General features: G+C 68.7%; 21 protein-coding genes and 6 pseudogenes. 17 read left to right on the forward strand and 10 right to left on the reverse strand.

The features are described from left to right. The first annotated feature begins 9 nt into the window (after window positions 1–9). From ACHMW8_RS25335 to ACHMW8_RS25345, 3 genes and pseudogenes are all read left to right on the forward strand, one after another. Window positions 10–1,449: a polysaccharide biosynthesis C-terminal domain-containing protein gene (locus ACHMW8_RS25335; protein WP_395444169.1), complete on the forward strand. Its 1,440-nt coding sequence runs from the start codon at window positions 10–12 to the stop codon at window positions 1,447–1,449. After that, entirely contained in the window at window positions 1,446–2,375 is a 930-nt protein-coding gene (locus ACHMW8_RS25340; RefSeq protein ID WP_395444170.1) for a glycosyltransferase family 2 protein, read from the forward strand. The genes ACHMW8_RS25335 and ACHMW8_RS25340 overlap by 4 nt, the downstream gene beginning before the upstream one ends. Next, a pseudogene (locus ACHMW8_RS25345) lies at window positions 2,375–3,149 on the forward strand (polysaccharide deacetylase family protein). The gene ACHMW8_RS25340 and the pseudogene ACHMW8_RS25345 overlap by 1 nt, the downstream one beginning before the upstream one ends. Before the next feature lie 51 nt (window positions 3,150–3,200). Here ACHMW8_RS25345 and ACHMW8_RS25350 read toward each other — a convergent pair. From ACHMW8_RS25350 to ACHMW8_RS25360, 3 genes and pseudogenes are all read right to left on the reverse strand, one after another. Then, window positions 3,201–4,379 carry an O-antigen ligase gene (locus tag ACHMW8_RS25350; protein WP_233586922.1) on the reverse strand — a complete coding sequence of 393 codons (1,179 nt, stop codon included), beginning with the start codon at window positions 4,377–4,379 and terminating at the stop codon, window positions 3,201–3,203. 86 nt (window positions 4,380–4,465) lie between these two features. Next, window positions 4,466–5,167 carry a sugar kinase gene (locus ACHMW8_RS25355; RefSeq protein ID WP_125159306.1) on the reverse strand — a complete coding sequence of 234 codons (702 nt, stop codon included), beginning with the start codon at window positions 5,165–5,167 and terminating at the stop codon, window positions 4,466–4,468. Window positions 5,168–5,209: 42 nt separating this feature from the next. Then, window positions 5,210–6,748, reverse strand: a pseudogene (locus ACHMW8_RS25360) (Wzz/FepE/Etk N-terminal domain-containing protein). An 85-nt stretch (window positions 6,749–6,833) separates the two neighbouring features. Here ACHMW8_RS25360 and ACHMW8_RS25365 point away from each other — a divergent pair. Continuing rightward, window positions 6,834–7,580 (forward strand): polysaccharide biosynthesis/export family protein, encoded by a 747-nt coding sequence (locus tag ACHMW8_RS25365; protein WP_395444171.1) that lies wholly within the window; start codon window positions 6,834–6,836, stop codon window positions 7,578–7,580. A gap of 51 nt (window positions 7,581–7,631) precedes the next feature. Here ACHMW8_RS25365 and ACHMW8_RS25370 read toward each other — a convergent pair whose 3' ends face one another. Further along, window positions 7,632–7,910: a sel1 repeat family protein gene (locus ACHMW8_RS25370; protein WP_395444172.1), complete on the reverse strand. Its 279-nt coding sequence runs from the start codon at window positions 7,908–7,910 to the stop codon at window positions 7,632–7,634. A gap of 172 nt (window positions 7,911–8,082) precedes the next feature. Then, window positions 8,083–8,809 (reverse strand): annotated as a pseudogene (locus tag ACHMW8_RS25375) (glutathione S-transferase N-terminal domain-containing protein). Between the two features lie 197 nt (window positions 8,810–9,006). On the opposite strand from ACHMW8_RS25375, the gene ACHMW8_RS25380 reads away from it, so the two are divergent. Both ACHMW8_RS25380 and ACHMW8_RS25385 read left to right on the forward strand, forming a co-directional pair. Next, on the forward strand, window positions 9,007–9,510 hold the full coding sequence (locus ACHMW8_RS25380; protein ID WP_395444173.1) for an RcnB family protein: 504 nt from the start codon (window positions 9,007–9,009) through the stop codon (window positions 9,508–9,510). Window positions 9,511–9,702: 192 nt separating this feature from the next. Beyond that, the gene (locus ACHMW8_RS25385) at window positions 9,703–10,056 is read left to right on the forward strand and encodes a proteophosphoglycan 5 (protein ID WP_395444174.1); all 354 of its coding nucleotides are present in this window, start codon (window positions 9,703–9,705) and stop codon (window positions 10,054–10,056) included. Between the two features lie 75 nt (window positions 10,057–10,131). Here ACHMW8_RS25385 and gatB read toward each other — a convergent pair. Continuing rightward, a pseudogene (gene gatB / locus ACHMW8_RS25390) lies at window positions 10,132–11,632 on the reverse strand (Asp-tRNA(Asn)/Glu-tRNA(Gln) amidotransferase subunit GatB). A gap of 239 nt (window positions 11,633–11,871) precedes the next feature. Between gatB and ACHMW8_RS25395 the strand changes: the two are divergent. After that, entirely contained in the window at window positions 11,872–12,480 is a 609-nt protein-coding gene (locus ACHMW8_RS25395; protein ID WP_395444175.1) for a hypothetical protein, read from the forward strand. Between the two features lie 62 nt (window positions 12,481–12,542). Here the strand turns inward: ACHMW8_RS25395 and gatA are convergent, their stop codons facing one another. Together gatA and gatC are read right to left on the reverse strand one after the other, a co-directional pair. Beyond that, window positions 12,543–14,015: an Asp-tRNA(Asn)/Glu-tRNA(Gln) amidotransferase subunit GatA gene (gene gatA, locus ACHMW8_RS25400; protein ID WP_395444176.1), complete on the reverse strand. Its 1,473-nt coding sequence runs from the start codon at window positions 14,013–14,015 to the stop codon at window positions 12,543–12,545. Further along, complete coding sequence (gatC, locus tag ACHMW8_RS25405) at window positions 14,015–14,302, reverse strand: Asp-tRNA(Asn)/Glu-tRNA(Gln) amidotransferase subunit GatC (RefSeq protein ID WP_125159316.1); 288 nt, start codon at window positions 14,300–14,302, stop codon at window positions 14,015–14,017. The genes gatA and gatC overlap by 1 nt, the downstream gene beginning before the upstream one ends. 95 nt (window positions 14,303–14,397) lie before the next feature. Here gatC and ruvX point away from each other — a divergent pair, with 95 nt between their 5' ends. The 3 genes from ruvX to ACHMW8_RS25420 all read left to right on the forward strand — a co-directional run bounded on the left by ruvX (window position 14,398) and on the right by ACHMW8_RS25420 (window position 15,972). Next, complete coding sequence (gene ruvX / locus ACHMW8_RS25410) at window positions 14,398–14,868, forward strand: Holliday junction resolvase RuvX (RefSeq protein WP_125159317.1); 471 nt, start codon at window positions 14,398–14,400, stop codon at window positions 14,866–14,868. Window positions 14,869–14,962: 94 nt separating this feature from the next. Beyond that, the gene (locus ACHMW8_RS25415; RefSeq protein ID WP_395444177.1) at window positions 14,963–15,277 is read left to right on the forward strand and encodes a hypothetical protein; all 315 of its coding nucleotides are present in this window, start codon (window positions 14,963–14,965) and stop codon (window positions 15,275–15,277) included. Window positions 15,278–15,489: 212 nt separating this feature from the next. Continuing rightward, entirely contained in the window at window positions 15,490–15,972 is a 483-nt protein-coding gene (locus ACHMW8_RS25420; protein WP_395444178.1) for a hypothetical protein, read from the forward strand. 72 nt (window positions 15,973–16,044) lie between these two features. On the opposite strand, the gene ACHMW8_RS25425 is transcribed toward ACHMW8_RS25420, so the two are convergent. Then, the gene (locus ACHMW8_RS25425) at window positions 16,045–16,551 is read right to left on the reverse strand and encodes a hypothetical protein (protein WP_395444179.1); all 507 of its coding nucleotides are present in this window, start codon (window positions 16,549–16,551) and stop codon (window positions 16,045–16,047) included. 189 nt (window positions 16,552–16,740) lie between these two features. Between ACHMW8_RS25425 and ACHMW8_RS25430 the strand changes: the two are divergent. The 7 genes and pseudogenes from ACHMW8_RS25430 (at window position 16,741) to ACHMW8_RS25460 (ending at window position 23,026) form a co-directional block, all read left to right on the forward strand. Beyond that, a pseudogene (locus tag ACHMW8_RS25430) lies at window positions 16,741–17,737 on the forward strand (aspartate carbamoyltransferase catalytic subunit). After that, entirely contained in the window at window positions 17,734–19,035 is a 1,302-nt protein-coding gene (gene pyrC, locus ACHMW8_RS25435; protein WP_125159322.1) for a dihydroorotase, read from the forward strand. Before ACHMW8_RS25430 ends, pyrC begins: the two are co-directional and overlap by 4 nt. Window positions 19,036–19,143: 108 nt before the next feature. Then, window positions 19,144–19,512, forward strand: a complete 369-nt coding sequence (locus ACHMW8_RS25440; RefSeq protein ID WP_395444180.1) for a hypothetical protein — start codon at window positions 19,144–19,146, stop codon at window positions 19,510–19,512. 2 nt (window positions 19,513–19,514) lie between these two features. Beyond that, window positions 19,515–19,865, forward strand: a complete 351-nt coding sequence (locus tag ACHMW8_RS25445) for a hypothetical protein (RefSeq protein WP_395444181.1) — start codon at window positions 19,515–19,517, stop codon at window positions 19,863–19,865. Between the two features lie 103 nt (window positions 19,866–19,968). After that, the gene (gene plsY, locus ACHMW8_RS25450) at window positions 19,969–20,676 is read left to right on the forward strand and encodes a glycerol-3-phosphate 1-O-acyltransferase PlsY (protein WP_395444182.1); all 708 of its coding nucleotides are present in this window, start codon (window positions 19,969–19,971) and stop codon (window positions 20,674–20,676) included. Then, window positions 20,673–21,771: pseudogene (gene dprA, locus ACHMW8_RS25455) on the forward strand (DNA-processing protein DprA). Before plsY ends, dprA begins: the two are co-directional and overlap by 4 nt. A gap of 61 nt (window positions 21,772–21,832) precedes the next feature. Beyond that, complete coding sequence (locus tag ACHMW8_RS25460) at window positions 21,833–23,026, forward strand: methyltransferase domain-containing protein (RefSeq protein WP_395444183.1); 1,194 nt, start codon at window positions 21,833–21,835, stop codon at window positions 23,024–23,026. Window positions 23,027–23,034: 8 nt separating this feature from the next. Here ACHMW8_RS25460 and ACHMW8_RS25465 read toward each other — a convergent pair whose 3' ends face one another. Next, window positions 23,035–23,829 carry a hypothetical protein gene (locus ACHMW8_RS25465; RefSeq protein WP_395444184.1) on the reverse strand — a complete coding sequence of 265 codons (795 nt, stop codon included), beginning with the start codon at window positions 23,827–23,829 and terminating at the stop codon, window positions 23,035–23,037. Between the last annotated feature and the right edge of the window lie 66 nt (window positions 23,830–23,895).

A 23,895-nucleotide genomic window follows, 5' to 3' on the forward strand; every position in this document is an offset into this window, starting at 1 on the left:
CGGCCGGCGATGTTCTGGCGCGGGGTTCTTGGCTACCTTCCGGTCAATGTGGTGCAGGGCGTGGTGGGGCTGCTCACCATCGTCCTGTTCACGCGCGTGCTGGATCCGACCCAGTACGGCGTCTACGCCCTGGCCTTCTCGGTCGGCAGCCTGACCCAGACCGTTCTCCTGACCTGGACCGAGGCCGCCATGGCTCGCTTCCTGGCGGCGCGCGGCGAAGACGGGCGGCTGGCCGACCACTTCGCCACCCTCTATCGCCTGTGGATCGGCGCGGCGGTTCTCGTGCCCCTGGCCTGCGTCGCCGTGGCGATGTCGCCGCTGCATGGGCCGCTGAAGGTGGCGGTGATCGCCGCGCTAGCCTCCACTCTGGTCAACAGCCTGACGAAGCTGGCCCTTGAGCGCCGACGGGCGGCGGGCGAGGTCTCCGGCGCGGCCCTGCTGACCATCATCCAGAACGCCGGCGGCTTCGTCCTGGGCCTCGCCCTGGCCTTCGCCGGCCTGGGCGGCGCGGCGCCGATCCTGGGCGTCGGCGCGATCTCGGCCCTTTGCGTGGTCCTGGTCCTGCCGGGCGAGCTGAACCGCCTGGCCGGCGGGAAGTTCGATCGCGCCCTGGCGCGCGCCTACGCGGCCTATGGCTTGCCGGTGTCGCTGTCGCTGATCCTGGCCCTGGTGCTGGCCAGCACCGACCGGCTGTTGCTGGGCGCGTTCCTCGACGAGGCCACGGTCGGCGTCTACCACGCCGGCTATTCGCTGGGCAGCCGCACTCTGGACGTCGTCTTCATCTGGCTGGGCATGGCTGGCGCCCCCGCCCTGATCTCGGCGCTCGAACGCGGCGGCCAGTCGGCCCTCACCGAAGCCGCCCACGAACAGGCCAGCTTCATGACCCTGTTGACCCTGCCCGCCGCCGTCGGCCTGGCGCTGGTCGCCCGCCCCCTGGCCGAGCTGATGATCGGCGAGGATTTGCGGGTCGGCGCCAGCCATGTGACGCCCTGGATCGCCGCCAGCGGCTGGCTGTCGGGCGTGACGACCTACTACCTGCTCCAGGCCTTCACCCTGGCGCGCCGCACGCCGCTGCTGATCGTCAGCATGAGCGCGCCGGCCATCGCCAACGTCATCCTCAACCTCGCGCTGATCCCGCGCCTGGGCCTGGACGGCGCGCTGTGGGCCACCACGGTCAGCTATGGCGTGGGCGCCGTCGCCGCCTGGGTCCTGGGCCGCCGCGCGTGCCCCATGCCGATCCCGTGGGAGGTGCTGGCCAAGGCCGGCGCCGCGTGCGTCGCCATGGCTCTCGTCGTGCGCCTGCTGCCCTCGCCGGGCGGCTTGCTGGAACTGGCGTTGAAGGCCGGCGTCGGCGCGACCGTCTATGGCGTGATCGTGCTGAGCCTCGATGTCGGCGGCCTGCGCGGCAAGCTTTCTGGTCTTCTCCGTCGGAGGGCCCCCGCCCTATGACCGCCCCGATCACTGAAATCCGTATCGAGAACGCCGCCTGGGCCAGCGCCCAGCCAAGTCTGTCGGTGCTGATCCCGACCTTCCGCGACGACCCCGGCGCCTTGCTCAAGGCCCTGGACGATCCCAGCGCCTCGGCCGAGATCGTGGTGCTGGACGATGGCGGGAGCGACGACATGCTCGCCGAACGCATCGCTCGCCGGGTCCAGGCCCTGCGCGTCCCCGCCCGCTTCGTGCGCCTGTCCAGCAACGAGGGCCGCGCGAAGGGCCGCAATCGCCTGGCCAGCCACGCGCGCGGAAGGCACTTTCTGTTCCTCGACAGCGACATGCTGCCCGACACCCCAGACTTCCTCAGCCGCTGGGCGGCGGTGGCCGAGACCAACGCTCCGGTGGCGTTTGGCGGCTTCACCCTGGACCAGACGCCGCGACGCCCCGAGACCGCCCTGCACCGGGCCATGGCGCTGAAGAGTGACTGCACCCCCGCCCCCGAACGCGCCAAGGAACCGGAGAAGCACGTCTTCACCTCCAATCTGCTGGTCCGTCGTGACGTGTTCGAAACCATCGGCTTCGACGAGGGCTTCGCCGGCTGGGGCTGGGAGGATGTCGAGTGGGCGATGCGGGTGGTGCGCCAGCACCCGATCCTGCACATCGACAACAGCGCCACGCACCTGGGTCTGGACACCGCGCCGACCATGGCCGCCAAGTACGAGCAGTCGGCCGCCAACTTCGCCCGCGTTGTCGCCGGCCACCGCGACATCGTCAGCGCCTATCCCAGCTACAAGGTCGCCAAGGCGCTGAAGCCCTTCCCGCTGCGCGGCGTCTGGCGACCGATGCTGAAGCGCGTCGCCCTGGCCGAGGCCGTCCCCGTCTTCCTTCGCGCATTCGCCATGCGGCTGTACCGCGCGTCGCTCTACATAGAGGCCGTCTGATGCAGGTCGAATTCGAGAAGGTCGACGCCTACGAGCCCGACCGGACCCTGAAGGGCAAGCTGCGCCGCCGGCTGATCCGCCTTGCTTACCGCCGTCCGGCCAAGGTGGCGCTGGAACGGCCGATGGTGTCGTTCAGCTTCGACGACGCGCCCGCCACGGCCTGCGAGGCCGGGGCCAAGGCGCTGGAGGCGCGCGGCCTGCGCGGCACCTACTATTTCGCCGCCGGCCTGGCCGGGCGCGATGGGCCGATGGGCCGCTTCGCCACGGGCGCCGATGCGCGCCGCCTGCGCGACGCCGGGCACGAGATCGCCTGCCACACCTTCTCGCACCTGGACTGCGGTCAGTCGTCCGGCGCAACGACGATCGCCGATGTCGAGCGGAACGCAGAGAGCCTGTCGGCCTGGGGCGCGGGCGAGCCGGTCAGCTTCGCCTATCCCTATGGCGACGTCGGCGCGCCGGCCAAGACCGCCCTGGCCGGACGCTTCAAGACCCTGCGCGCCCTGCACCACGGCCTGATCGCCGACGGGGCCGACCTGAACCAGGCGCCGGCCGTCGGTATCGAGGGCGAGGATGGCGAAAGCGTCGCCAACGCCTGGCTGGACAAGGCCAAGGCCCGCAAGGCCTGGCTGATCCTCTACACGCACGACGTCGCGCCGGAACCCTCGCAGTGGGGCTGCACGACGGGCGCATTGGAGCGATTGATCGATCGCGCGGTGGCGGACGGTTTCGATGTCGTGACGGTCGCGGGAGGGCGCCAGGCGGATCGGGCTCTGATCTTGAAGAGCCCTCTCATCCGATAACCGCTTTGCACTTGTCCGGAAGGCTCTACGCCTCGTCCTGCGCCTTGTCGGAGAAGGCCAGCTTGGCGGCCAGGGCCACGAACACGGCCCAGCGGAAGTCGTTGTAAACGACCGCGATGCTCTCGGTCAGGCTGACCAGGGTGAAGACCACCAGGAACGGAAAGGCCAGCATCGCTCCGCGATTGCGGAACACCGCGATGATCGCCAGCGTCATGGTCTGCAGATAGAAGAAGCCCCAGGCGACGAGCCCGACCACGCCCATGCCGATCAGCTGCTCGATCCACGAATTATGGGCGTGCTGGGGGGTGAACTTGGCGTCGTGGACGATCCAGGCCAGCGGCCCCCAGCCCGACTTGTCGCTCCACACGGCCGCGTAGCCGTAGCCCAGCCACGGCCTCTGCTCGATCTGGCGGAAGGCGGCGGTCCAGATCTGGGTCCGGCCGGTCAGGGTGGCGTCCTTGCCCAGGATGCCGAAGAACACATCCGAGGCGAACACGATAAACGCCGCCAGCAGCAGGAAACCGGTCACCCCGGCCCAGGTCGCGGCGGCGGCGAGGGCCGGGCCGCGCTGGCAGATCCAGACGAAGGCCAGGGCCATCAGGCCCAGCATCAGCGAGGCCAGCGAGGTCTTGGACTGCGACATGATCACCAGCCCCACCGCCAGGGCCGCGAAGGTCAGCCAGACGCCCTTGCGCTGGGGATCCAGCAGGGCCGCGCCGCAGAGGATGCAGCAGCCCAGGGCCATCATGCCGCCCAGCGAGTTCTTCTCCAGCCACAGGCCGCGCCAGGCGCCCGGGAAGAGCTCGGTCATGATGCCGATCGAGGGGAAGGCGATACAGGCGATGTAGGAGGCGATGATCAGCACACAGAAGGTGGTCGCGAACACCCGGGCCAGCTCCGCCCAGCGAAAGCGAGCCGCCAGGGCCAGGCCCGAGACCGTCGTGCAGCCCACGGCGAAGCCGCGGCGGATGGAGACGTCGGGCTGGATCGACCAGAAGATCGAGGCCGCCACCACGCCCATCAGGATGATCAGGAACGGCTGGCGGATCGTGACCCGCACCATGGTCCACGGCCGGGCCAGGACCAGCAGGAAGGCCAGTCCGTAGGCGGGCAGGAAGGCCACGCGCAGCAGGCCCGAACTGGACTCGTCGGTCTTCTCGCCGAAAAGCGGCAGCTGCCAGCCACCGGTGTAGATCAGCAACATGACCACGGCGATGGCGATGGTCAGCGCCGACGGCGCCAGCGCCCGGGTGTCCGGCCGGCCCCACGCCGCGTCCGGAGCAAGGCTTGTCACGGCAGGATCGCCTTCAGGAAGGCGGGCGGTTCGACCGAGACCTTGTTGAAGAACATGCCCGCGCATCGGCCGCCCGCGGCGGTCAGGGCGTCGCGCAGCATGGCCGGCTGGCGCACGTCCGGCTGGTCGGCCGAGACCACCATCACCGTCTGGTCCATGTGCTGGGCGATGGTCGGGCCGGACTGCGAGCGGTCCAGGGACGGGCTGTCGACGACGATGATCTCGGCGTGCTTGCGCAGCGCCCGCCAATAGTCCGCCGACGGAATGACGTGGGCCTGCTGGCGGCCGCGCAGGGCCTCGCGGTTGAAACGGGTTATCCACAGCCGCGGACCGCCGACGCTGTGGCCGGTCAGGAACTTGGAGTCCGGCCAGACCCCGCCCTCGGCGCGGGGCGCCGGCGGCTGGACGGTGAAGAAGGTCGAGCCGTCGGGCGAGGCCGCCACAGGCGGGCCCAGCGGGCCGAAGCGGTTCGGATCGGCGGAGATCTCGCGGAACTGGCTGGGGCTGTTGAGGTCGAGGTCGATCAGCCAGGTCTTGCGGCCGGCGCGACGCGACGTGAAACGGGCGAATTCACGGGCCACCGTCGAGGTCCCCTCCCCCCGTCGCGCGGCGATGAACTGGATGACGTGCGGACGGCCGACAGGCGGCGCGCCAAGCGCCCCCCACAGCTCCGTCATCTCGACGTTCAAATCCACCATCTACCGAATCGCCGCGCACTCAGAAGACCGCAAGGTGCGACATTAACCCTGTCGGCGAAAGGCGACGAAAGCACTCACCGCTTGAGACCGGCCGTGGCCAGGACCGGCATGCCCAGGGTGCGCGACGCCGAGGCCGGCGTCTGCAGCCCGGGACGCAGGAACATGCGGACCAGGCCCGCGCACAGGGCGGTGAAGCCCGCGAACAGGATGGCCAGCACAAGGACCGGCTTTTTCAGGCTCTTGCCGGTCGACGGCGCGACGGCGCGCTGGACGATGCGGATATTGTCGCTGCTCTCGGCTGACATCTGCCGCTGGGCCTCATCCTGCTGTTCCTTGACCGTGAAATCGCGGACGTTCGAGGACAGGACGTCGCGGTCGCGCGACAGTTCGTTGAACTGCGGCTCCAGCTGGGCCAGGCGTAGCAGGCGCGAGTTCACGTCGGTCACCTGCTGGGCGTAGGCGGCCTGCGACTGCTGCAGGGCCGCGACCTCGGCCCTCAGATCATTGCGGGTGGTGGCCAGGGTCTGCCAGATCGGGTTGGGACCGCTGCGCCGCGCGCCCTCGCCATTGGTGCGACCGGCGGCGAGACCGGCCTCCAGCTGGGCGATCTGGGCGTTGATATCCTGCACGGGTTGGGCGCCGGCCGTGTAGCGGGCCAGCAGGCCCTCGCGGTCCAGCTTCAGCTGGGCCAGCTTGATCGCGGCCGACATGTCGGTGTCGCGATACAGCACCGTCTCGGGCGAGGTGCGCGCCAGTTCGGCCTCGACGGCGGCCAGACGGCCCATGCGGTCCTGCAGCTGAGCGTCGACCGAGTACTTCTGCTGCTCGACCTGGGCCTGAAGCTGGGTCAGCGTGGTCTTCTGGGCGGTGAAGTCGCCGATGTCGTTGGTGGTCAGGAACGATTGATAGGCCGTGTCGGCGTCGGAAAGCTTCCGCGCGAAGATGTCGCGCTGGCGCTGCAGCACATTGTTGTCGCCGCCGATCAGCAGGCTGCGGCGATAGATCAGATATTCCTCGAGCAAGGTGTTCAGCACCTTCTCGGCCATTTCCGGATCGTTGTTCTGATAGGCCAGACGGATGATCGAATTGTCGGGCGCGGTCTCGATCTTCAGGCTCTTGCCGATCGAGTTCGCGGCCTTCGGCGATCAGCTTACGCTTCCCCTCGGGCGTGGCGGCGGCGTACTTGGCCGCGTACTTCGGAAAGATCCGGGTGAAGCCGATCTTGCGGATCACCCGCTCGCGCAGCTCGCCGCTGCCCAGGATCTCGGCTTCGGACTGGATGACCTCGTCGGTGTTGGGCACCGCGCCGCGGCCGGCGTCGCCGGCGCGGGGTTCGTAGACATATTCCTGGCCCAGGCGGACGAACAGGCTGGATTGCGCGGTGTAGTTCTTCTTCAGCGTGAGGGCGAAGCCGAACCCCAGCGCCACGATCACCACGAAGACCACCAGCATCAGGAAGCGCTCGCGCCACAGCAGGGTGACGAAGTCGGCCGGGGCGTATTTGGCGCGCGCGCCGACGACCCCGGCCGCCATGCGAGGCGGCTGGTCGTGCGGTACGCTGATCCAAGGGCTCGTCGACATCCGAATCCGGGCGGTTCAATCTGTCTCGCACCCTGGGGCGGCCAGCCTTAAGGGTTCGTTACCCATTCCTGTTAAGACTTGTCGCATGCAGAGCCGCACGCATCTCAAGACGGTCATGGCCGTGGTCCTGATGGCCGGCGGGATTTCCGCCTGCGGGCACATCGACGCCGAGCCGATCACGCCGGGGCCCAGACCTACCGCGAACTTCTCTAATATCGGTTACGCCGATTGGAGCGAGAGCGAGCCGTCGTACCGGTTCTATCCGGGCGACGAGGTCGAGGTGGCGGTGCCGTCGGCGCCCGAGCTCAACAAGTCGGTGATCGTGCAGCCGGACGGGCGCATCGCCTTGCCGCTGGTCGCCCCGGTGATGGCCGCCGATCGCACGATCGACGAGCTGGAGGGCTCGATCAGCCAGGCCTATGCCAGCACGCTGTTGCGGCCGCAGGTCCAGGTTTCGGTGAAGACGGCGACGCCGCTCAAGGTTTTCGTCGGCGGCGAGGTCAAGAACGCCGGCGTGTTCGACATGGCGGGCGACAGCGACGCCCTGCGGGCCATCATCCAGGCCGGCGGTTTCACCAACGGCGCCAAGCGCAATCAGGTGGTGATCATTCGTCGCGGCCCCGACGGGCGGGCGATGATGCGGACGGCGGACCTGCTGGCGGGCCTGACGCGCCCGGGCGGCGCGGATCTGGTGCCCCTGCGGCGTTTCGACGTCGTCTACGTGCCGCGCAGCGGCGTTTCGGAAGCGGGCCTGTTCATGCAGCAGTACTTCCGCGACCTGCTGCCCATCAGCTTCAGCTACGCGATCAACGGCAACGTCAACGGCAACTGAGCCGGTCCCCAACAGGACCGGCGGGCAGAGTCCGAACCCGGATGACCGGGTTCAGCCGTGGGCGAGCCATTCGCGGGCCTGACGCTGGGCTTCGGCGACTTCGTCGCTGGCCATCTCTTGCGACAGCTCCTTGCGGTAGACCTTGGCTTCGACCGAACCGCGCATGGCGGCCAGGTTGAACAGCATGTGGGCCGACACGTAGTCCAGCGGCGCGCCGCCCTGACCGGTCGAGTACAGCAGGCCCATGCGGAACAGTTCGTCGCCGGTGGATTCGGCGGTCGGCAGCGGCAGCATGGCCACGGCGGCTGGCGGTTCTTGCATCATCATCATGGCGTGTCTCCTCTCTCAGGCTCGCCCCGCCGTTCTGACGGATCAGAGCCTGAGAGAAGAAAAGTCCAGCGCCACTGAACATATAGTTAAACACGCGAACATCATGAACGACGCGCAAAGTATACTAGTTGTTTAAAGTGATTACTGACCGTAAACACGAGTTTACGGCGCGTTAACGCGCGCGCTGCCCGAAAAGCACCTTTCGGGCCTCTTCCGCCGCTTTTCCCGACGCCTGCAGCCCTCCGGCCCGCAATTCCGCGCCCAACTTGAACCCCTTCTGGACCGCTTCGCGCGCGCCGACGCGCTCGAACCAGCTCCTCAAATTGGGGAACTCGTCCAGAATGATGCCCTGGTTTTTCCACGGAACAACCCACGGCCAGCTCATGAAGTCGGCGATGGACAATTGGCCGCAGATGAAATCACGCCCTTCCAGCCGCTTGTTGAGCACGCCGTACAGGCGGTGGGTCTCGTTGGTGTAGCGGATGACGCCGTAGGCGATCTGGCGCTGGTCGGCGATGAGCGACGGCGCGTACTGGCGGAAATGGTGGGTCTGGCCAGCCATGGGACCCAGGCCGCCCATCTGCCACATCACCCACTGGTCGATGTCGACGCGCTCGCGCTCGGTCTCGCCGTAGAACTTTCCGCTCTTGCGGGCCAGGTACTGCAGGATGGCGCCGGAACTCGAAGACCGAGATCGACTGGCCGTCGGGACCGTCAGGGTCGACGATGGCCGGCATGCGGTTGTTGGGGCTGATGGCCAGGAATTCGGGCTTGAACTGCTCGCCGGTCCCGATGTTCACCGGAATCATCTCGTAGGGCAGCCCCATCTCCTCCAGGGCGATGGAGACCTTCCAGCCGTTGGGCGTGGGCCAATAGTGCAGTTCGATCGGACGACTGATTGGCCTTCCCTCCCTTGATCTTTGCCGCCACCGAAGATGGTCGCCGACGCCCTTCCCGCCAAGACCTGGCTATCGAAAAGCCTGACCTCGCCGTTCAGGCTGGGTTCAGCCGAACGGCGTCAGTCTGCGTTTCAAGGTCGAGGGAAGTTTCTAGGCGACGCCTCGGAGGCGCCGCCCGACCACCAGGAGAAGACGAGATGAAACGTCTGCTGCTCACCATCGCCGCCGCGGTCGCCGTGGCGGGCCCGCTGGCCCTAAGCGCCACAGAGGCCGCCGCTCAGGATCGCGGACGCTGGGAACACCACGACCGTGGTCGGGACTGGGATCGCGGCCGGGACCATGACCGTCGCGACTATGGACGCGACTATGGCAGAGGCGACTACGGCCGCGGCGATTACGGGCGCCATGACCGCTGGGATCGCGGCCGCCACAACGGCTACTATTACAACAACCGCTGGTCTTACGGCCCGCCCCCGCCCGCCTATTACGGTCGTCCGGGCTTCCGCCCCGGCTATACGTCCTGGCGTCGCGGCGCCTACCTCCCGAGCTACTATCGTGGCCGCGGGTACGTGGTGAACGATTACTATCGTTATAGCCTGCGCCCGCCGCCCCGGGGCTACTATTGGTATCGCACGGGCAATGACTACGTGCTGGCCGCCATCGCGACTGGTCTGATCTTCGACGTCATCGCCAACCACTAGATCTGAACTGCATCCGCAGCGTCGAAGCGGCGTCCTGGGCTTTGCCTGGGGCGCCGTTTTGCGGTCACACGCGCCTCAACCTCGCCGCGTATGCGGCCCAACCGCCCGATTGCGAAGTCATTTCGACCGCATTACCCGGCCAGCGTAGGCTTCGCGTCACACAACGACGCTGCAGCAACACGGTCCTAACCCATGAAGACCCTGCGCATCACCGCCGCCGCCCTGACCCTCGCCGCGGCCGCCTATGCCGGCTCCGCCCTGGCTCAATCGACCCTGCCCCAGACCTCGCCGGCCAATCCCCAGCCCGGCGTCACCACCCCGGCGCCCACCACCGACCCGTCGATGGCCGCCCCCGCGACCGAGCAATCGGCGCCGCCCGCCTCCGAGACCGCGACCCCGGCCGACTCCGCCGGCGCGCCGACCTCGACCACGGCGCCGGCCATGACCGACGAAAAGACCGCGCCGGCCGCCGACGAGACGGCCGCCAAGAAGGTCAAGAAACACAAGAAGACGGCCGAAGAGCCGACCCCGCCCCAGCCGCGGTAATTTAAAGTTCGCATCAATGAAGAAGGGCCCGCGGCTTCCACCGCGGGCCCTCGTCGTTTCCGGCCGTTGGAGCGCCTATTCGGCGACGCCGAGCTTCTGGCGCAGCAGCGCGTTGACCGTGCCCGGGTTGGCCTTGCCGCCGGTGGCCTTCATGACCTGGCCGACGAACCAGCCCAGGGCCTGCGGCTTGTCCTTCACGGCCTCGGCCTTGTCGGGATTGCCGGCGATCAGGTCGTCGATGGCCTTCTCGATGGCGCCGGTGTCGTTGATCTGCACCAGGCCGCGCTTCTCGACGATCTCGGCGGGACGGCCCTCGCCGGCCCACATGTGCTCGAAGACCTCCTTGGCGATCTTCGACGAGATCGTACCGTTCTCGATCAGCTCGACCAACTGGGCGATGTCCGACGACGGCAGGGGCGAATTGGCGATCTCGTGGCCGCCGGCCGACAGCTTAGCCAGCAGTTCATTGGTCACCCAGTTGGCCACGAGCTTGGCGTCGCGCCCCTTGGCGGCGGCCTCGAAGTAGTCTGCCCGATCGCTCTCGATGATCAGCACGCCGGCGTCATAGGCCGACAGGCCGTACTGGCTCTGCAGGCGCGCCTTCTTGGCGTCCGGCAGCTCCGGCAGGGTCTCCTCGATCTGCTTCACCCAGGACGCGTCCAGAACCAGCGGCAGCAGGTCCGGATCGGGGAAGTAGCGATAGTCGTGCGCCTCTTCCTTCGACCGCATCGAGCGGGTCTCGAGCTTGGTCGGGTCGAACAGGCGGGTCTCCTGGTCGATCACGCCGCCGTCCTCCAGGATCTCGATCTGGCGACGGGCCTCGTACTCGATGGCCTGCTGGATGTAGCGGTAGCTGTTGACGTTCTTGATCTCGCAGCGCGTGCCCAGATGCTTGAAGCTGCCGGTCTCGCGGAACTTCTCGTAGTCGCCGGGGCGGCAGACCGAGAACGTTGACGTCGGCGCGCAGGTTGCCCTTCTCCATGTCGCCGTCGCAAGTGCCCAGATAGACCAGGATCGTCCGCAACTTCTTGACGTAGGCGGCGGCCTCTTCCGAGGTGCGCATGTCGGGCTTGGAGACGATCTCCATCAGCGCCGTGCCCGCGCGATTCAGGTCGACATAGGTCGCGTTCGGATCCTGGTCGTGCAGCGACTTGCCCGCGTCCTGTTCCAGGTGCAGGCGCTCGATACGGACGTCGAAGGTCGTGCCGTCGTCGCGCTCGACCGTCACCACGCCCTCGCCGACGATCGGCTGATCGAACTGGCTGATCTGATAGCCCTGCGGCAGATCCGGATAGAAGTAGTTCTTCCGGTCGAAGCGGCTCTTCAGATTGATCTGGGCCTTCAGGCCCAGCCCCGTCTTCACCGCCTGCTCGACGCAGAACCGGTTCAGGACTGGCAGCATGCCCGGCATGGCCGCGTCCACGAGGCTAACCTGCTCGTTCGGCCCCGCGCCGAAGCCGACGGCGGCGCCGGAGAACAGCTTGGACTTGCTGGCCACCTGGGCGTGGACCTCGAGGCCGAGGACGATTTCCCAGGGGCCGGTGCGGCCTTGGATCGTTTTGGAATCTTGCGTCATGGCCGTTTCTCTACATCAAGCGAGCCGGGCCGGAAAAGCTTTCGGACGCATGTCGCCAGCATCTTATGCGATCCAAGCCCCGCAAGGTCTTGAAGTTGTTTGAATGAAGCGGAACCGTTCGTTTTCGACGTCACTGAATAAGGCCGGATTGAGTCAAATCCGGCGCCATTGCGGGGCAAGGGAACCGTCGAGTTATCGCACCGTTCATTTTCTCGAACAGCTCACTCACGGAGGTAGAAATGGCCACCGCCCGCATCACTCGCCCAGCTCTTAACTTCGATGCTCCGGAACCGGTCGTCACGTCGGATCCGAATGCTTCGGCGTTGTTTCCCAGCCAGCCGGTCTATGCTCGCTCGCCGAAGAAGAAGGCGTCCGGCAACCTGCCCCTTCTGATCGGCGTCCCCGTGCTGGCCGTCGCGGCCGGCGCCCTGATCTGGGGCATGAGCGCCAATCGCGGCGAAGCGCCGACCGATCCGCAGTCGCTGAAGACCGCCACGGCCGAGAGCCAGCCCCCGGTCGGCACGACGCCGGTTCCCGCCAGCGCCGCGGCCACGCCGTCGCCGATCCCGCAGCCGACCGAACTGGCCGCCAACGAGATCCCCGCCCCGGCTCCGGTCGCCCGCTCGACGCCACGCGCCACGGCTCCGGCCCGAACGGCCGCCCGCCGCGCCGCGCCGGTCGAAACCAGCGCGCCGGACGTCTCGACGGCCGCGACCAACGTCAGCGCCACGGTTCCGGCCGCGCCGCCGACCGTCAGCGCGCCGATCGCCGAACCGGCTCCGCTGGTGATCCCCGCGCCCGCGGCGGCGCAACCGACGCCGCAGCCCGGGGCGACCATCCCTCAGTAGGCCGGTCACCACACGGCTGAACGAAGAAGGGCGGCTCCGCCGGAGCCGCCCTTTTCCTTAGATCACCACCACTTCTCGGCTTTCGCCGAGAACCCGGCGGCCTTCTCGACCGCTCCCGCGACCGAGAACACCGTGGCCTCGTCGAGCGGCTTGCCGATGATCTGCAGCCCCAGCGGCAGGCCGTTAGCGTCAAGGCCGGCCGGAAGGGACAGGCCCGGCAAACCCGCCAGGTTCGTGGTCACCGTGAACACGTCGTTCAGGTACATGGCGATCGGGTCGTTGCTGTTCTCGCCCAGACCGAACGCCGCCGAGGGCGCGGTCGGGGTGAGGATCGCGTCGACCTTGGTCCAGGCGTTGTCGAAGTCCTCGGCGATGCGGCGGCGCACCTTCAGGGCCTTCAGGTAGTAGGCATCGTAATAGCCGGCGCTCAGCACATAGGTGCCGATCAGGATGCGGCGCTTGACCTCGTCGCCGAAGCCCGAGGCGCGGGTGTTCTCGTAGATCTCGGTCAGGTTGGCGCCGTCCTCGCGCAGGCCGTAACGCATGCCGTCGTAGCGGGCCAGGTTCGACGACGCCTCGGCCGGGGCCACGATGTAGTAGGCCGGCAGAGCGTACTTGGTGTGCGGCAGGCTGATGTCGACGATCTCGCAGCCGGCGTCCTTCAGCCAAGCGATGCCGTCGGCCCAGAGCTTCTCGATCTCGGCGGGCATGTTGTCGACCCGGTATTCCTTGGGAATGCCGATGCGCAGGCCCTTCACCGACTTGCCCACGAACTGGGTGAAGTCGGGCGTGGCGACGTCGAGGCTGGTCGAGTCCTTGGGGTCATGGCCGGCCATCGAGGTCAGCAGCAGGGCAGCGTCCTCGACGGTCTTGGCGATCGGCCCGGCCTGGTCCAGCGAGCTGGCGAAGGCCACCACGCCCCAGCGCGAGCAGCGGCCGTAGGTCGGCTTGATGCCCACTGTGCCGGTGAAGGCGGCCGGCTGGCGGATCGAGCCGCCGGTGTCGGTGGCCGTGGCGCCCAGGCACAGGTCGGCGGCGACGGCCGCGGCCGAACCACCCGACGAACCGCCCGGGGTCAGGGCCTTGTTCGAGCCTTGGGCGCGCCAGGGGTTGGTCACGGGGCCGAAGTAGGAGGTCTCGTTCGACGAGCCCATGGCGAACTGGTCGAGGTTCAGCTTGCCCAGCATCACCGCCCCGTCGCGCCACAGCTGGCTGGTGACGGTCGACTCGTAGGTCGGGATGAAATTCTTGAGGATCTTCGAGCAGGCCGTGGTCCGCACGCCTTCGGTGCAGAACAGGTCCTTGACCCCCAGCGGCGCGCCTTCCAGCGGACCGGCCTCGCCCAGCGCGCGGCGCGCGTCGGACTTGGCGGCCATGTCCAGGGCCTTTTCCGGGGTCTCCAGAATATAGGCGTTCAGGCCGCGCGCGGCTTCGACGGCCTCGATGTGGGCCTTGGTCAGTTCGACCGAGGTGAACTCGCCCTTTTGCAGGCCGTCCAGGGCGCCCTTCAGGGTCAGCTTCGTGAGGGCGCTCATTATTCGACCACCTTCGGCACGACGAAGAAGTTGTTCACGGACTTGGGCGCGTTGCTGGTCACGCGGGCCGGATCGCCGCCCATGGTGACGACGTCCTCGCGCATCGGCAGACCGGCCGCCACGACGCTGGTCAACGGCTCGGCGCCGTCGGTGTCGACCTCGGCCAGCTGCTCGATCCACGCCATGATGCCGTTGAGCTCCTGGGCCAGGGCCTCGATGCGCTCTTCGGGTTCGGCGATGCGGGCGAGCCGGGCGACCTTCCGCACGGTCGCGGCGTCAATGGCCATGGGGATCTCCTGAAATTCGAACGCGTGGGTTAGCGGTCCCCGCCCCAGGTTTCAAGACGAGGTTTCAAGCGCGTCGGCGCCTGTTATGAAGCGCCATGCCCGTTCTCGACATCGAAGACTTCGCCGCCGCCCTCCCCCAGTACGCCGCCGTCGTCGGCCTGGACCCCGGCGAGAAGACCATTGGCGTAGCCGTTTCGGACGTCACCCGCACGGTCGCCAGCCCCATGGCGCTGATCGAGAAGACCAAATTCAGCAAGGACGCCGAGCAGCTGTTCAAGCTGATGGACAGCCGCGGCGCGGTCGGCGTCGTCATCGGTCTGCCGATGAACATGGACGGCACCGAAGGCGTGCGTTGCCAGTCCAACCGCGCCCTGGGTCGCAACCTGCTGCGCCTCAAGCCCGACCTGCCGATCACCTTCTGGGACGAGCGCCTGTCGACAGCGGCCGTGACCCGGGTGCTGATCGACGAGCACGACGTCTCGCGCAAGCGCCGCGACGAGGTCGTCGACAAGATGGCGGCCGGCTGGATCCTGCAGGGCGCGCTGGAACGGCTGCGGAGCCTCTAGCCGCGCCCTTTTTTCGCCTGGCGCCAGAATATCCGGGCTTTTTGGACTCCGGCCCGTATGGATAAGCTTGGCTCATTCGCGGACGGGGACGGTCATGAAGGCCAGGAGGTTCGGCAGGTCGAGACACGCCGCCACGGCGAGCGCCGCCCTGCTCGTCACCCTGATGGCCGGCGGGAGCCTCGCGGGCGCGGGCGACGACTGCCCGCCCAATCCCGAACCGGGCAAATGCTACGAGAAGGTCTACCGGCCCGCTCAGTACGAGAGCTATGTCGACCAGGAAGCGGACCAGCAGCGCCCGGCTCCGCAGGCTTATCGCCCCGTCACCAAGCAGCGGAAGATTCGCGAGGCCAGCTTCGTGTGGCAGGTCATTTCCTGCGACGGCCGCCTTCCCGCCAGACGCGATCACTAACCGCATTCAGCCGCGACTTGCGCTGGCGAGGTCCATAACATCCCTCGACGCGAGTTTTCCTCGTTTCGGGGAGCGGGGAACTCCCTTCCTTGGGGAAAAACCGCGACAACATTGTTCTGCTTTTGAATATGGTTAAGGTCGCGCCCCGGATCGAACCCCTGGTTCGCTCCGGGGGCGATGTATACCTGGGTTGAGGGCAACGAGGGGCTCGGATGACTAAAAAGGTCTTGATGGGGCTGATGGCGTTCGCCGTCGCCGGTTTGTCGGTCAGCTCGGCGATGGCCGACGGACGCAACTATGCGCCGCGACCGGTTCCGCGCTATGCGCCCGCTCCGCCGCCGCAGAGCTATCCGCCCCCGCCGCCGCCGCCGTCGGGTCCGACCGGCATCGACTGCCTCTGCACGCGCGCCGTGGTCTTCTACGGCCCGACCTCGGGCTATGGCGACATCACCGTCGCCGCGCCGGGCGTCCGCGTCATCGGCGAGCCGGTCGTCGTGCCATCGGGCCGCATCGATATCCAGGGGCCGCCGGTCTATGTGGACGCGCCGCCGGTTCGCGTGGCCGCGCCCCAGATCTATCTGCACCGTCCGGAAGTCTTCGTCCGCCCGTCGGCCGTGACGGTCGAGGCGCCGGAAATCCACTTCACGGGCTGCGCCGACGGCGTGCGCTGCGAGCCGGCCCCGACGCGCCACTAAGGCTCGGGACCAGCCGAAAGAATTCGAGGCGGGAGGCCACAAGCTTCCCGCCTCTTTTCGTTTGGATTGATCTTAGTGTTGCGGGACCGCGCAGAACTCGCGGGCTTCACGCGCCAGGGTCAGGTCGCCGCCTTCCAGCGCGGTCTTCACCGCGTCGTCGCAACGCTTCTCGCTGAGCAGAGTCGTGACATGGCTCCGCAGCGTCGCGGCGTTGAGCGCGGCTTCACGCAGGATCTGGGCTTCCTTGCGCTCGCCCGGCAGGCACGGCGAGTACCACTTGGCGTCGGCGCAGCGAGCGATCAGGCGCGTCTGGCGCGCGGCCTCGGCGCGGTTGTCGATCGGCGCGGCGACCGGCGCCTGCGGCGGCTGTCGAGGCGGTTGCGGCGCGGGATCGGTCGGCATGGCCAGCGCCATGACTCCAGGCGGCGCGGGATCCAGCGGGCGCACGATGGTGGCCTGCGGGATCTGATAGTGGCAGACCCAGCCCTTCTCGGTCGTCTCGCACGACTGCAGCGTCGCCTTCGTCTCCTGGGACGACGGCTCGGCGGTCTGCAGCAAGGCGATCAAGAGGAACAGCATGGCCACCCCCGCGGAGCCTGTGCGAAACGCATGCAGCCAGAGTACCCACCTTAGCCGTCCGGCAACAAGCGCAAGCGTCCCGGAAGCACGCTCGAGATGTCAAACTTCGTGAATATTCCTGAGGACAGCTTCGGCGGCGGCGTCCCCCGCGCTTCCCTTCCCCTCCAAAGCCGCCTATGAGGCGAGCTCATGACGGCACCAGCCCATGATCCCGCCCGCGCGGCCATCGATGCGATCCGCGCCCGCGTCTTTGCCTTTCCCAAACGCCATTTCCTGTCCGCCGGGGACCTGAACGCCCCCCAGGCCACGGACCTGCTGGACCTGGCTGACGCCTTCGTCGCCTTCAACCGCCAGACGTCCAAGAGCCTGGATCTGCTGCGCGGCCGGACGCTGATGAACCTGTTCTTCGAGAACAGCACCCGCACCCAGAGCTCGTTCGAACTGGCGGGCAAGCGGCTGGGCGCCGACGTCGTCAACATGAACCCCAAGACCTCGTCGGTGGCCAAGGGCGAGACCCTGATCGACACCGCGGTCACCCTGAACGCCATGCGGCCCGACCTCCTGGTCATCCGCCACGCCTCGTCGGGGGCTGCGTCCCTGCTCAGCCAGAAGGTCAGCGGCCACGTGGTCAACGCCGGCGACGGCCAGCACGAGCATCCGACCCAGGCCCTGCTGGACGCCCTGTCGATCCGCCGCGCGTTCGGCCGCGTCTCGGGCCTGACCGTGGCGATCTGCGGCGACGTACTGCACAGCCGCGTGGCGCGCTCGAACGTCTCCCTGCTGCACACCCTGGGCGCCAGCGTGCGCCTGGTCGGCCCGCCCACCCTGATGCCGGCGCAGGCCGAGCGCTGGGGCGTCACCGTCCACCACGACATGAAGTCCGGCCTGGCCGGCGCCGACGTGGTCATGATGTTGCGCCTGCAGCTGGAGCGGATGCAGGGCGCCTTCGTGCCTTCGACCCGCGAGTACTTCCGGTTTTACGGCCTTGATCGTGAAAAGCTCTCCCGCGCCGCCCCCGGAGCCAAGGTCATGCACCCCGGCCCTATGAACCGAGGCGTCGAGATCGACTTCGGACGTCGCCGACGATCCGGCCGTCAGCCTGATCCAGGACCAGGTCGAGATGGGCGTCGCCGCCCGGATGGCGGTGCTGACCAGCCTTTCGGCCCGTCTGGAGGCGAAGCAATGACGTCCGCCCAGCCCATCGCCCTCGTCAACGCTCGTCTGGTCGACCCGGAAAGCGGTTATGACGGCCCCGGCGGCGTCATCGTCTCGGAAGGCGTCATCGCCGACGTCGCCAAGGGCCGCGAGTTCGGGAAACTCTCAAAGGCCGTGCGGGTCATCGATTGCGGCGGGGCGCTTCTGGCCCCCGGCCTGATCGACCTGCGGGTGCGAACCGGCGAGCCCGGGGCCGAGACCAAGGAAACCCTGGCTTCGGCGGCCAAGGCCGCGGCGGCCGGCGGCGTCACCTCGATGGTCGTCCAGCCCGACACGGCCCCGGCCATCGACGATCCCAGCGTCGTCGACTTCATCCTGCGCCGGGCCCGCGATATCGACAGCGCCCGCATCCTGGTGGCCGGCGCGGCGACCAAGGGCCTGCACGGCGAGCAGATGGCCGAGATCGGCCTGATGCGCGAGGCCGGCTGCGTCTACATCACCGACGCGGGCAAACCGATCGTCGACAGCAAGGTCATGCAGCGCGTCCTGACCTACGCCAAGGGTTTCGACACCCTGCTGGCCCACCGTCCGATGGACCCCTGGCTGGCCAAGGGTGGCGCGGCGATCGGCGGCGAGTTCGCCGGCCGCATGGGCCTGCCGTCCATCTCGCCGATGGCCGAGCGGATCATGCTGGAACGCGACGTCGCGCTGCTGGAAGCCACCGGCGGCCGGCTGCTGGTCGACCAGATCACCTCGGCCCAGGCGTTGGAGACGCTACAGCGCGCCAAGAAAAAGGGCCTGAGGATCAGCGCCTCGGTGTCGATCAACCATCTGTCCTTCAACGAGCTGGACATCGGCGACTACCGCACCTTCGCCAAGCTGAACCCGCCCCTGCGCGGCGAGGACGATCGCCAGGCGCTGATCGAGGCCCTTGCCTCGGGCCTGATCGATATCGTCGTCTCGTCGCACAGCCCCGCCCCGGCTGAGGACAAGCGCCTGCCGTTCGACGAGGCCGCGCCGGGCGCGGTGGGTCTTGAGACCCTGCTGCCGGCCCTGCTGTCGCTGTATCACGACGAGCGCATCGCCCTCGTCGACCTGATCCGCGCCGTCACCCTGGCCCCGGCCGAGCTGCTGGGCCTGCGCGGCGGGAGGATCGCCCCGGGGGCTCCGGCCGACCTCGTGCTGTGCGACATCGACGCTCCGATCATCGTCGACGCCGCACGCCTGCTGTCGAAGTCCAAGAACTCGCCGTTCGACGGACGCAGGCTGCAGGGCCAGGTGCTGATGACGGTCGTGGACGGGCGCGTGGCGCACCGGGCGGAGGGCTGACGCCTTAGGCGGCGGTCGCGGAGCCGGTTTCAAATATCGCCGGTCTCCCATTGTTAAAAGACCGGGTCTCCAGCATTCTCCCCGCACGCGTATCCGGGGGGAAACCAGATGACCGCGATGGAGATGAGCCGTCGGCCCGCAGCCAGTGTCGGCCGACGGTTCTACCTGATCATGTCGCTGCTGATGGCCGCCGTGTTCGTTGGCGGCTTCTCCACGACGGTGCCAGGCGACTTCGCTCCGCCGGGCCTGCCGCTGCTGCTTCATGTCCACGGCGCGATCTCGACCTGCTGGGTTCTGTTGTTCGTGGCCCAACCCGCTTTCATCGCGCGCGGATCGCTGAAGCTGCACCGGCAGGTGGGCATGGTGGGAGCCGGGCTGGCGGGACTGATGGCGATCATGGCCTTGGTCGCGACGGTTTTCGCGATCCGCTATGGCAGGGTCCCTCCGTCTTCCCGCCCGCCATCTTCCTGTTCCTGAACTTGCTGGGCATCCTGGCCTTCGCCGGACTGATCGCGGGCGGCGTCGCCCTGCGGCGCAAGGCCGAATGGCACAAGCGCCTGATGCTGTGCGCGACCATCACCATACTCGGCCCTGGCCTGGGCCGTTTGCTGCCGATGCCGTCATTCGGCGAGGCCGCGCCATTGGTGATGTTTGGCGTCATCCTGCTGTTCGGCCTGGCCGGCCCTGTCGCCGACCTCGTGACCCGCAAGCGCGTTCACCCCGCCTACGCCTGGGGTCTGGTCGCGATCGTCCTCAGCAACGTGCTGGTCGCGCCGCTGGCTTTCTCGCCGCTTGGCCAAACGCTGCTGGCTCTGGTGCAAGGCGGCTGACCGCCGGTTTTGCCCCAGCTCCGAGTCTGCACTACACCTGTGCCTCACAACTCTCGCTTGCGCAGCGGTTGAATTCGCGCGCAACTCGCCCTAGGGTCGAAACGTGCAAGATCTCGCCGCCGCCACCTATCTGACGCTCGCCATCACCATCGTCGGCGGCTACCTGCTGGGGTCGATCCCCTTCGGGCTGATCGCCACGCGCCTGGGCGGGGCCGGGGACATCCGCCAGATCGGCTCGGGCAATATCGGCGCGACCAACGTGCTGCGCTCGGGCCGCAAGGACCTGGCGGCCATCACCCTGCTGGGCGACGCCGGCAAGGGTGTCGTGGCCGTGCTGCTGGCGCGCTACCTGACCCACGGCAATGCGGCGGTGATCGCCCTGGCCGGCGGCGCGGCGTTCCTGGGCCACCTGTTCCCCGTCTGGCTGAAGTTCAAGGGCGGCAAGGGGGTGGCCACCTTCTACGGCGTGCTGCTGTCGGCCGCCTGGCCGGTGGGGATCGCCGCCGGCGCGACCTGGCTGGCCGTGGCCTTCCTGCTGCGCATCAGCTCGCTGGCCGCCCTGGTCGCCGCCGTGCTGGCCGCGCCGTTCGCCCTGGCCTTCGACCAGCCCTATCCGATCATGGTCCTGTGCCTGTTCATGGCGGTGCTGATCTTCATCCGCCACCGCGAGAACATCGCCCGCCTGCTGAAGGGCCAGGAGCCCAAGATCGGCAAGAAGAAGGTCGCGGAGGAAACGCCGCCCGTCCCGCGGAGCGAGACCGCCGAGGTGACCGAAGAGGTCACGACCAAACCCAGTAAAGACGCGCCGTGATCCCAGGCCGGCTCTCGGACATCCAGCGCTTCGCCTGGCTGCGCCTGGCGCGCACCGAGACGGTCGGCCCCGTCGCCTTCGAGCACCTGATCAGCCGCTACGGCACGCCGGAGCGTGCGCTCTCCGCCCTCCCCGACCTGTCCCGACGCGGCGGCCGCGCCGTGCCGCTGGCCCTGCCGCCGCGCGAGGCGATCGAGCAGGAACTTGAGGCCGGCGCGAAACTGGGCGCGCGGTTGATCTGCGGCTGCGAGCCGGACTTCCCGCCGCGCCTGGCGGCTCTCGATCCCCCGCCGCCAGTGATCTGGACGCTGGGCCGCGCCGAACTGCTGTCCGAGCCCAGCCTGGCCATCGTCGGAGCCCGCATCGCCTCGGCCGCCGGCCAGCGTTTCGCCCGCCAGCTGGCCACGGACCTGGGGACCGCCGGCTATGTCGTCGTCTCGGGCATGGCGCGCGGCATCGACGGCGCGGCGCACGAGGGCTCGCTGGCCACCGGCGCCGTGGCCGTGCTGGGCGGCGGGGTCGGCGATGTCTATCCGCCCGAGCACGACAAGCTGCACGCGCGCCTGGCCGCCGAAGGCTGCATCGTCTCCGAGAGCGCGCCCGACCGCCGCGCCCAGGCCAAGGACTTCCCGCGCCGCAACCGGATCATTTCTGGCCTGTCCCTGGGGGTCGTTGTGGTCGAGGCCGAGCTGAAGTCCGGTTCGCTGATCACCGCCCGCTTGGCCGCCGAACAGGGCCGCGATGTCTTCGCGGTGCCAGGTTCGCCGCTGGACCCGCGCTCGAAGGGCACGAACGACCTGATCCGTCAGGGCGCGATCCTGTGCGAAAGCGCAGAGGACGTGCTGCGCTCGCTGTCGGGCCAAGCCCATCTGCGCGAGCGCGAGCGCGGCTACGAGGCCCAGCCGGACCTGGAGATCGACCACGACGCCCTGCGCGAGCGCGTCGCCGCCCTGCTCTCGCCCACGCCGATCTCGCGCGACGATCTGGTTCGCGCCGCGGCCGCGCCCGCCTCGGCGGTGATGGCGGCATTGGTGGAATTGAGTTCTGGCCGGCCGGGCCGAGCTGCTGGACGGCGGACTGGTGGCTGGTGTGTAACCTTCGTCGACCATCGCGCGAACTCGTCCGAGTCGCGCGCACGCGACGATCAGGAACACCGATGGACATCCAGGCTGTTGACCACATGTTCGCCATGGCCGTCGCGGCCAGCGGCGAGGGCCGGCTGGACGACGCCGAGGCGGCCTTTCGCGCCGTCCTCGTGATGAGCCCCGGCCACGACGAGGCCCTGTTCGGCCTGGGCCTGAACCTGATGATCGCCAGGCGCTTCCCGGAGGCCGTCGAGCCGCTGGCGCTGGCGGCCCAGGCGCCGGACGCTGAACCGGTCCGCCTTCAGTGCCTGGCCCACGCCCTGTTCCTGACCGGGGCCTTCACCCGCGCCGCCGAGACCTTCGCCGCCGCCGAGGCGATCGAGGCCCTGCCGGAGAGCCCGCGCCTGACCTGGGCCCGCGCCGCCGCCTATGCCGCCCTCGACCAGTCGCCGGCCGAAACGGCCCTGGACCTCTACGCCCGGATCGCGGGTCCGCTGGCGGAAGATCTGGGGACCGTCGCGCGGGAGGGCTTCGGCGTCCTGGTGGCCTTCGACCGCCTCGACGCGGCCCGGGCGCTCGGCGCCTGGCTGGAGGCGCGCGATCCGGACGACAAGATCCGCGCCCACGAGCTTCGCGTCCTGGTCGACCCCAGCATCGACCGGGCGCCGCCGGCCTATGTCGAGGCGCTGTTCGACGACTTCGCCGAGCGGTTCGACCGCCAGTTGGTCGAGATGCTGGACTACCGCGCGCCGGCGCTGCTGGCCGACCTCATCGCGAGCCGGCGCGCGCGGTTCGAGCGGATCCTCGACCTGGGCTGCGGCACGGGCCTGGCCGCGCCGTCTCTCGAACGCTTCGGCGCCGAGCTGACCGGGGTCGACCTCTCGTCCGCCATGCTGGCCAAGGCCGCCGAGCGCGGCGGCTACGATCATCTGGTCCAGGAAGAAGCCGTCGCATTTCTCGAACGCCATCCCGGCGGCTTCGACCTGATCGTCGCCGCCGACGTCGTGATCTATTTCGGCGATTTGGTTCCGCTGTTCACCGCCGCCGCCAAGGCCCTCGCCCCCGGCGGCCTGCTGGCCATCAGCACCGAACGGGGCGAGACCGGGTGGAGCCTCCTGCCCACGGCGCGCTACGCCCACGGCGACGACTATGTCCAAGCCGCCAGCGCCCCCGGCTTCCGGATCGTCGAGCGCCAGGAAATACCGCTGCGCCGGGAGACGACGGCCGTCACCGTGGGCTGCCTCTACCTGCTCGAGCGGCTGTAGTCGCTCCCTTATCCGCCTCTGCGCGCGCCCTTGGCGAACAGCAGGTCCGACCATCGCCAGTGGCCGCCGCCCAGAGCGAACCGGGCGCCGCCCGGGCCGTCGTTCAGGGAGATCAGGACGAGGCCCCGCATCGGCTCGGCCCGGCAGGCCGCGGGGGCGAAGGCGACCTCCATCATGATCATTTCGCGCAGGCCCGCCAGGCCATCGCCTTCCTCGCCGGAGACTCGCGCCCAGTCGCCGTTCCACACCAGCGGCGCGCGTCCCGCCCCGACCGTCGCGCCATGGGCCCGCATCAGCGAGGCGCGGGCCCGGGGATTCTTGCGCAGGCCCTCCTGCAGCAGCCGGACCATGTCGCATCCCGCGCCGCCGCCGCCGCCGCCGCTGCCCGAACCGGCCGTCGCCGCGCCCATCAGCTCGGATTCGCCAAGGCCCATCACCGGGCTCGGACCCGGGTTACGGCTGGCGGGCAGCGGCGTGACGTCCTTGGGCGGCGGAAGCTTGGACACCCGCAAGGGTGAGCGTGGCGCGGCCTTGGGCGCCGCCTTGGCCTTTTCCGGCGAGGGCGGCTTGGCCGGCGCCTTCACCGGCGACTTTGGCGCCTCGTGCGGCGCTGGCGGCGGCGGAGGGGGTGGCGGCGGCGGAGGCGGAGGCAGCGGATCGACCAGCGTCACCATCACCGACGGCGGCTCAGGCAGCGGCGGCGTCACATGGGCGGCCATCAGCACCGCCACGGCCGCGACGTGCGCGCCAACGCTCACGATCAGGGCGATCCGCTTCCTGCCGGGTCGTCTCCAGTGCGCCATCAGTCCGTCATGCCACAGGCCGAAAGCGCCGGCCCAAGACCTGACTCGACCATGACCCCGCGTCAG

Source organism: Caulobacter sp. UC70_42 (assembly GCF_044056025.1).
GTDB lineage: Bacteria > Pseudomonadota > Alphaproteobacteria > Caulobacterales > Caulobacteraceae > Caulobacter.

Excerpts from the sequence above, each read along its gene's own strand:
- ACHMW8_RS25335 (WP_395444169.1), top strand. The coding sequence starts at position 10 with ATGTTCTGGCGCGGGGTTCTTGGCTACCTTCCGGTCAATGTGGTGCAG.
- ACHMW8_RS25340 (WP_395444170.1), top strand. The coding sequence starts at position 1,446 with ATGACCGCCCCGATCACTGAAATCCGTATCGAGAACGCCGCCTGGGCC.
- ACHMW8_RS25350 (WP_233586922.1), bottom strand. The coding sequence starts at position 4,379 with ATGTTGCTGATCTACACCGGTGGCTGGCAGCTGCCGCTTTTCGGCGAG.
- ACHMW8_RS25355 (WP_125159306.1), bottom strand. The coding sequence starts at position 5,167 with ATGGTGGATTTGAACGTCGAGATGACGGAGCTGTGGGGGGCGCTTGGC.
- ACHMW8_RS25365 (WP_395444171.1), top strand. The coding sequence starts at position 6,834 with ATGCAGAGCCGCACGCATCTCAAGACGGTCATGGCCGTGGTCCTGATG.
- ACHMW8_RS25370 (WP_395444172.1), bottom strand. The coding sequence starts at position 7,910 with ATGATGATGATGCAAGAACCGCCAGCCGCCGTGGCCATGCTGCCGCTG.
- ACHMW8_RS25380 (WP_395444173.1), top strand. The coding sequence starts at position 9,007 with ATGAAACGTCTGCTGCTCACCATCGCCGCCGCGGTCGCCGTGGCGGGC.
- ACHMW8_RS25385 (WP_395444174.1), top strand. The coding sequence starts at position 9,703 with ATGAAGACCCTGCGCATCACCGCCGCCGCCCTGACCCTCGCCGCGGCC.
- ACHMW8_RS25395 (WP_395444175.1), top strand. The coding sequence starts at position 11,872 with ATGGCCACCGCCCGCATCACTCGCCCAGCTCTTAACTTCGATGCTCCG.
- gatA (WP_395444176.1), bottom strand. The coding sequence starts at position 14,015 with ATGAGCGCCCTCACGAAGCTGACCCTGAAGGGCGCCCTGGACGGCCTG.
- gatC (WP_125159316.1), bottom strand. The coding sequence starts at position 14,302 with ATGGCCATTGACGCCGCGACCGTGCGGAAGGTCGCCCGGCTCGCCCGC.
- ruvX (WP_125159317.1), top strand. The coding sequence starts at position 14,398 with ATGCCCGTTCTCGACATCGAAGACTTCGCCGCCGCCCTCCCCCAGTAC.
- ACHMW8_RS25415 (WP_395444177.1), top strand. The coding sequence starts at position 14,963 with ATGAAGGCCAGGAGGTTCGGCAGGTCGAGACACGCCGCCACGGCGAGC.
- ACHMW8_RS25420 (WP_395444178.1), top strand. The coding sequence starts at position 15,490 with ATGACTAAAAAGGTCTTGATGGGGCTGATGGCGTTCGCCGTCGCCGGT.
- ACHMW8_RS25425 (WP_395444179.1), bottom strand. The coding sequence starts at position 16,551 with ATGCTGTTCCTCTTGATCGCCTTGCTGCAGACCGCCGAGCCGTCGTCC.
- pyrC (WP_125159322.1), top strand. The coding sequence starts at position 17,734 with ATGACGTCCGCCCAGCCCATCGCCCTCGTCAACGCTCGTCTGGTCGAC.
- ACHMW8_RS25440 (WP_395444180.1), top strand. The coding sequence starts at position 19,144 with ATGACCGCGATGGAGATGAGCCGTCGGCCCGCAGCCAGTGTCGGCCGA.
- ACHMW8_RS25460 (WP_395444183.1), top strand. The coding sequence starts at position 21,833 with ATGGACATCCAGGCTGTTGACCACATGTTCGCCATGGCCGTCGCGGCC.
- ACHMW8_RS25465 (WP_395444184.1), bottom strand. The coding sequence starts at position 23,829 with ATGGCGCACTGGAGACGACCCGGCAGGAAGCGGATCGCCCTGATCGTG.